The organism is Pseudomonas sp. Leaf127, assembly GCF_001423155.1.
Taxonomy (GTDB): Bacteria; Pseudomonadota; Gammaproteobacteria; order Pseudomonadales; family Pseudomonadaceae; genus Aquipseudomonas; species Aquipseudomonas ovata.
The window spans coordinates 340303-347119 of the sequence record NZ_LMOA01000023.1 but is presented as its reverse complement, the minus strand read 5'-3'; the positions used below and the strand labels follow the sequence as shown (position 1 = coordinate 347119).

Below are 6817 nucleotides of genomic sequence, written 5' to 3'. Positions count from 1 at the left end.
GATGGCCAGCGACATGGATTCTTCCTTGAAATGCATGAGCGGGCATCGTGCGGTATTTGCAAGGTATGGGGGTGGGGGAATGGATACAGGGTGTGAATGAACGCGCAGGCGCCTGGGTGGCGTTGAACAGCATGCCGCTGGAAGTGTGTAAAAGCATGACGTATGACCAAGGGCGCGAGATGGCCAGACATGCCAAACTGACTCAGAAAACGGGTGTGGCGATTTACTTTTGCGATCCGCACAGCCCGTGGCAGCGCGGCAGTAACGAGAACATCAACGGTTTGATTCGCCAGTACTTGCCCAAAGGTACGGACTTGTCGAAGCACAGCCAGGAACAACTGGACGCCATTGCGTATCGACTGAATATTCGTCCTCCTAAGCGCTTCGATTTCAGATGTCCGATTGAAGTGATCAATGAGGTGATGGGTATGTATCATGCATCCCCGACTTCAATTCAATGACCATTTTCACTCAGTTCCTGTAACCGCCAAACTTATATCGCTAGAGTACTGATCGCACCTCGAAACCGATGATGAACTCACAAAGGAGAACGTATTTAATGCAGTTGCTAGCTGCCTAAATGTCAACCACTTATTGTCTGTAGGATTTCTTGAGCCGTTACTGATGTCAATGCCTCTCTTGCTGGATCTTGTTCCGACGATTTGACCTGAATTAGCTAAGAAAGCTCTGGAATAGGCTTTTGAGATTGGGTAGCATAGGTAGATAAAAAATAAAACGTCGAGGCTTGGAAATGAGAAGCTTTCCACTACCACCATTAAATAGTCTTATCGCCTTCGAGTCTGCTGCGCGCAATTTAAGCTTCACGAAATCTTCAATAGAATTGAGTGTGACGCAAGGAGCGATAAGTAAGCAGATTAAACTGCTAGAAGAATACCTTGGTAAAGAGCTTCTGCTGAGAAGCACTAAGAAAATGGAGTTGACGCCGACTGGCCTTGAGTACTATGAAGTAGTGAGGAAGTCACTTTTAATCTTAGCTGATGGTACCGAGAAAATTCGTGGCGTACAAAGTGGCCAAGAATTGACAGTGGCTGCAACAACTGCAATGGCATCCCTTTGGTTGATGCCTAAAGTCTCCACGTTTCAGTCTTTAAATGAAGATATAGAACTCAGAATCGTCGCTTCGGACAACCTTAAAGAAACAGCTCAGTTTGACATAGTTTTGAATTATCTCCGGCACCCACCAAGTGGCTGTAAGGCGACAGCGTTATTTTATGAGGAGATTTTTCCTGTATGCACTCCGGAATACTTACGCAAGAATCCAGGGCTTACAACTCCTGAGGGGCTATCTAATTGTACTTGGCTTTACCTGGAAGAAATGCAGAAAGATTGGCTTGGGTGGGCAGAGTGGTTTGACGGGTTAGAAATACCTGCACCGATGCCCAAGCGCAAATTGAAAATAAACAGCTATTCAATGTTGCTCCAGTCCTGCCTTGATGGTCAGGGTGTCGCGCTAGGGTGGTCGTATCTAGTTGATGACTATCTACAAAGCGGGGCGCTTATAAAACCGATGAAAAACGTTCTGAGAACGGGATCAAAATTCTGGTTAATTGAGTCAGATAGCTATTCTCGCAATCAAAGGGGTGTTGACAAGTTTCGAAATTGGCTAATCGAAAAGATTCCGCATTTGTAATTAATAAGGCGCTCACGGGCGCCTTGTTCATTTTCTAATAAATGATAGGCGGTCTCGATTCGACGACTAACATGATGCACCCATGTTGCGCATAAAGCTGATGCTCGGAGTCCCGTCGATAGACAACACAATCCCCGGCTTCATATACCACACCTGTCGAGTCCTGAACGGTCCCTACCAAAAGCATGATCAGCTCAACATCAGTGTGGCGATGCAAAACTGACCTACAATCGCTGTCCATCTTCATCCAATAGCTGCACCAAGAATCATTGCTCTCTAGCATGAAATACGTGATGCCTGATAGAAGTTTGCCATTGATGATCAGGTCGGTCCACACCGCTTTACTGAGCATGAACTGCTGAGAGTCCTTAGTTATTTTCATGATCTCGATATTCCTGAAGCTGGGTAGCATTCCTTTGTGCTGCTCGCAAGTTTTTTGATGATTAACTTGCAGTCATGAGTAATCGCTTTTTCCAATGTGAGGGCGGTTTTCCACCACCCTCAGGTTGAATTAACTTAGTGTTGCGGCCTCTTGCAGGCTTAGGGATCGAGTTTCAGGAGCCATTATCCAACTTACCACTAATCCTAAAGCGGTGATGGCAGCGGCGGCGTACATGGTGTTGGCAATGCCGTATTCAACCAAAGCAATAGGTACGGCATAAGTTCCAGCTGCAGCCCCGATACGCGAGATAGATGTGCCTAAGCCCATTGCTTGCGCTCTGATTTCAGTAGGGAACAATTCATTGGGGTATACCATCGTTAGAACTTGGGCTCCGCCGATGAACAATGCGTAGGCGCCGAACAGGGCCAAGACAATAGATGGAGAAGCATCGTGAAAGAGCCCCAATCCAAAAAGCGCTATGCCTGAGAACAGAAAGCTACTAATCAGTAGATTGCGACGACCGAGCGTGTTGATCACGCGGGTCGCTAGCATGCAGCCGACTACAAACAGTGCCGTGATTGTCACAGAGCCAATCGAGGCCCAGTCATCTTTAATATTTAGCGCTTGGAGAACCTTTGGCGCAAATGCATAGACTGCAAAGATTGGAACAATACAGCATGTCCAGAAGATCGATACGAACAGCATGCGGCGACCGTAGCCGGCACGGATCAGGCTCCAGAATGAAATTTTGAGCTGACGCGGCTCCTCTGGCAGTTGAGCCAAGGTGAATTCGTTCCCATATACATTTTTTATAACCTGCTCAGCTTCGTGATGCCGACCTTTACTAATGAGCCATCGAGCAGACTCAGGTGTGCCAATACGTAACAGGAGAAGTGCGATACTGAACACAGCGGCACTAGCAAGTACCATACGCCATGCATCCTGGCCGCCGGTGCGCAGAATAAGCTCACCCACAACATACGCCGCTGCAGCTCCAACAAACCAGACAATGACGAACCATCCCAGCTTGGGTCCGCGTTCTTTTCTCGGAAGAAATTCAACCAACATCGATGTTGATACGGGGTATTCGATTCCGACAGCTATTCCGATAATCAAGCGGAGAAGAAATAAAGTTTGCGCATCCTGTACCCAGTACTGCGCCAAAGAAGCGAGAGTGAAAAGTATAGGGCCAACATAATAGATCGAACGTCGGCCAAACTGATTCGTCAGCCAGCCGCCAAATAGACCACCAAAGAAAATTCCCATCAGGGCGGACGCGGCAATCATACCTTCCCAGAAGCTATCGAATCCCAGTGCGGCAGAGGTTGGTATCAACGCAATGCCTATGATGCTGAGAACGTATCCGTCAACAAAAGAGCCGCCTGCTGATCGCCAGGTCAGCAGCCGATGAAATCGACTCCAGGGCAGGTCTTCGATATTACGTACTTGATTGTTCATTTTTTATCCTGATACGGCTGAGTTTTTATTATTGGTCGTTAGATAATAAAGGCTTCTTATCACGACCGTAATCAGATAGATGACGATTGGCAATTTTTTTGCTGACGGCTTTAGGCTAGTTATTAAATTGCTGCATTTTTATAACTCAATCAAACTCACATAGGTGATGTGATCGGAAATTATCAAAATTCAGTTGCACTTAATTTACAGCCGAGCATTTTGGCAGCGTGTTCATCATGACGATGCAAGTAGTCTATCTCTTTCTGAGTTATGAGTGATCATGTTAGGCGTGTGTGGGGGTTGTAACAAGGGATGAGTCCTTGAAGATAATTTCTTCATGACTCGTGTTGTTGATAAAGTCTTAACTGGTTTAGCCAGGGCAGGTTTCGCCTCAGCCGAGCAGAGATGGCGTTTCAAAAGCATTCGCAGTTCTCCGTTCATTTTTTCGTGTTTGGAGAGGTGGGACGATGTGAGCATGCAGATTCTAAGCCTCCTAGACAACGGAGTAATGCTCATAAATTTATGAGTTTAAGTAATGAGTCGGGTGTGAAGTCCAACCTTTAAAAATGCGGCTTTCTATTTATTACCAGTAGGAATAATTAGCAGAGGATAATTCGTTTGTCTGAGCTGTAGGGGGGTCTTTAAATGTTGGTATCTACCGTCAAAGCCGTTGGAGAAAATAATAATGACAGTCAAAAACCTGATCCCTGTTCAAGAACTCACTAATGTATTGAATCCTATCGAGCACGCGCACGGCTTGACTAATGAGTTCTATACAGAACAGAAATTCTTTGAATTGGAGCGCGACGAGCTGATGGGCAAGGGATGGACTTGCATCGGCTTTGCGAGCGACTTGGCGCAAAAGTCCTATGTGAAACCCGTGGACTTCATGGGCTTGCCCCTGCTGATGATGCGTAACCGTGAAGGGGAATTGAAAGTTTTCCACAACGTTTGCAGTCATCGAGGAGTGAAGCTGGTACAGGAAGCCGGGCCTATCCAAGGCGTCATCCGCTGCCCTTATCATTCGTGGACCTATGATCTCAATGGCGCTTTGAGGGGCACCCCACATGTAGGCGGTATCGATGTCCACAAAGACGATCGATTTAACTGCGAAAAGCATGGCTTGAAGCCTCTGCGCACTGCGATCTACATGGACATGGTACTGGTGAATCTGTCAGGTGACGCTGCGCCGCTTGAGGAAAAACTCGCGCCCCTGACCCAGCGTTGGACTCAATTCCTAGGGGCAGATGGTATTTCACTCATGAGAAAAGAGGTCGATGGTGGATCAATGGCTCTTGAGGTGGAGTGCAATTGGAAACTTGCAGTTGAAAACTTCTGTGAGGCGTATCACTTGCCATGGGTTCATCCAAGTCTGAACACCTACTCCCGCTTGGAGGACCACTACAATATTCTCTTCGACCGACAGTTTGCGGGTCAGGGTAGCTACGCCTACAACCTGTCCGCCGTTGCTGGTACAACGCTGCCTGTCTTCCCCGCGTGGCCGACAGACCGGGTGAAAACTGCAGAGTACGTAGCCTTCTTCCCTAACACTCTGATCGGCATCCAGGCCGACCACGTCTTCGCAATGATGCTCCAGCCGGTCTCCCCAAGCCGCACAATTGAACATCTGCGCGTTTATTACATCGGCGACGAAGCGCTTAACGATCAGTACAAGGCCTCTCGTGACGCGATCATGGAATCGTGGAAGGTCGTGTTTGGTGAGGATATCGCATCGGTAGAAGGTATGCAGAAGGGACGTAGCTCCCCTGGCTATAAAGGTGGCGTCTTCTCTCCTGAGATGGACCTACCAACGCACTTCTTTCATCGCTGGGCGGCAGAAACACTCCTCGAAAAAGCACAGGCATGAGTAGGGAGATGACGAACATGAATCAGAAACACTGGCTGAATTTCATTGATGGTAAATGGTGTGACAGCGAAGAAAGTTTCGACGTAGTAAACCCCGCAACCAATCTCGCCATTGGGACAATCGCAAAGGCATCAGTATCGGACGCTGCCAGTGCTTTAGCATCCGCACGTCGTTGTGCAGACGCCAGGCTGCTGTCGTCTGCGAGGCCTGCTGAGCGTGTCAAATGGATGAGCCTAATCGCTCAAGAGATTCGTGCGCTTACAGAGAAGGGGGCTCATATACTGTGCGCCGAGAACGGCAAGACTGTTGAGCAAGCCAGAGACGAGTTCATCGAGGCAGCCCGGTATTTCGAATACTACGGTGGCATGGCTGACAAGATCGAAGGCATATCGATTCCACTGGGTGACGGCTACATGGACTTCACCATGTACGACCCTATGGGAGTGTCTTTGCAAATCGTCCCATGGAATTTCCCGGTCTCTATCTGCGCTCGCGCCCTGGCGCCTGCACTGGCAGCAGGCAATGCCGTAATTGTGAAGTCTCCTGAGCTTTCGCCATTAGGAATGTGCGTTCTTTTCGAGGCCATCGAACGTGCAGGCATTCCGAACGGAGCGGTTAGCCTGCTGTGTGGAAGTGGTCGAGAAGTCGGGGCTTATCTAGCCGCTCGGCAGGAGGTAGATCAAATTGTGTTCACCGGATCTGTGCCCACCGGGCAGACCATCCTCAAGCTTGCTGCTGAGAACGCAACTCCATGTGTGATGGAGCTCGGGGGCAAGTCAGCTGCGATCGTTTTCCCGGATGCCGATCTTGACCAACTGATGACCAGCGTACGCGTGGGGATTTTTTTCAACGCGGGCCAGGTGTGTTCGGCCATGTCGCGTCTTATCGTCCATCGCTCCATTTATGAGGCCGTCGTTTCACGTGTCAAGGACTTGGCTCTGGGTCTGTCTGTCGGAAATGGTGCCGACGGGAATGACCTCACGCCAGTGATTTCTGTTAGGCAGCTACAGCAGATTCAGCAGATGTGTCAGCGCGCTCAAGAACAAGGTGCGGTACTTGTCACTGGTGGTGAAGCCTCCAGTAATAGCCAAGGAAATTTCTTTCTTCCGACCGTCTTCAGGGACGTGCAGCCTGACATCAGCATTGCTCAGGAAGAAGTGTTTGGTCCTGTACTGGTGATGATCCCGTTCGACGATGAACGGGAAGCCATTGAAGTCGCCAACAGCACTGATTTCGGCCTAGTGGCAGGCGTATTCACTCAGGACCTGAATAAGGCTATGCGCTGTGCACGATTGTTACGTTCTGGGCAGGTGTTCGTCAACGAATGGTACGCCGGTGGTATAGAAGTGCCTTTCGGTGGTGTGGGCTTATCTGGTTATGGGCGTGAGCGAGGTCAAGAGGCCATTTACAGTTACGTTCGTACCAAGAACGTGGCCATCAAGGTCGCAAGTGAGTAAAG

5 protein-coding genes and 1 pseudogene are annotated in these 6817 nt (G+C 49.0%); 4 read left to right on the top strand and 2 right to left on the bottom strand.

The genetic code is table 11. From position 1 onward, the window contains the following. Positions 1 to 107 precede the first annotated feature (107 nt). Together ASF84_RS22670 and ASF84_RS22665 are read left to right on the top strand one after the other, a co-directional pair. A pseudogene (locus ASF84_RS22670) lies at positions 108 to 461 on the top strand (IS30 family transposase); the annotation flags it as partial. A 290-nt stretch (positions 462 to 751) separates the two neighbouring features. Continuing rightward, positions 752 to 1651, top strand: coding sequence for a LysR substrate-binding domain-containing protein (locus ASF84_RS22665; RefSeq protein ID WP_056841118.1), 900 nt, complete (start codon positions 752 to 754; stop codon positions 1649 to 1651). A gap of 34 nt (positions 1652 to 1685) precedes the next feature. Here the strand turns inward: ASF84_RS22665 and ASF84_RS22660 are convergent, their stop codons facing one another. Next, complete coding sequence (locus tag ASF84_RS22660) at positions 1686 to 2033, bottom strand: cupin domain-containing protein (RefSeq protein WP_056841117.1); 348 nt, start codon at positions 2031 to 2033, stop codon at positions 1686 to 1688. Positions 2034 to 2162: 129 nt separating this feature from the next. Then, a complete protein-coding gene (locus ASF84_RS22655; protein WP_056841116.1) occupies positions 2163 to 3491 on the bottom strand; it encodes an MFS transporter in 1329 nt (442 codons plus the stop codon). A 685-nt stretch (positions 3492 to 4176) separates the two neighbouring features. On the opposite strand from ASF84_RS22655, the gene ASF84_RS22650 reads away from it, so the two are divergent. Together ASF84_RS22650 and ASF84_RS22645 are read left to right on the top strand one after the other, a co-directional pair. Next, complete coding sequence (locus tag ASF84_RS22650) at positions 4177 to 5358, top strand: aromatic ring-hydroxylating oxygenase subunit alpha (protein WP_056841115.1); 1182 nt, start codon at positions 4177 to 4179, stop codon at positions 5356 to 5358. An 8-nt stretch (positions 5359 to 5366) separates the two neighbouring features. Further along, on the top strand, positions 5367 to 6815 hold the full coding sequence (locus ASF84_RS22645; RefSeq protein ID WP_056841114.1) for an aldehyde dehydrogenase family protein: 1449 nt from the start codon (positions 5367 to 5369) through the stop codon (positions 6813 to 6815). Positions 6816 to 6817: the final 2 nt, after the last annotated feature.

Coding starts and splice junctions, on each gene's coding strand:
- ASF84_RS22665 (WP_056841118.1), top strand. CDS start 752: ATGAGAAGCTTTCCACTACCACCATTAAATAGTCTTATCGCCTTCGAG.
- ASF84_RS22660 (WP_056841117.1), bottom strand. CDS start 2,033: ATGAAAATAACTAAGGACTCTCAGCAGTTCATGCTCAGTAAAGCGGTG.
- ASF84_RS22655 (WP_056841116.1), bottom strand. CDS start 3,491: ATGAACAATCAAGTACGTAATATCGAAGACCTGCCCTGGAGTCGATTT.
- ASF84_RS22650 (WP_056841115.1), top strand. CDS start 4,177: ATGACAGTCAAAAACCTGATCCCTGTTCAAGAACTCACTAATGTATTG.
- ASF84_RS22645 (WP_056841114.1), top strand. CDS start 5,367: ATGACGAACATGAATCAGAAACACTGGCTGAATTTCATTGATGGTAAA.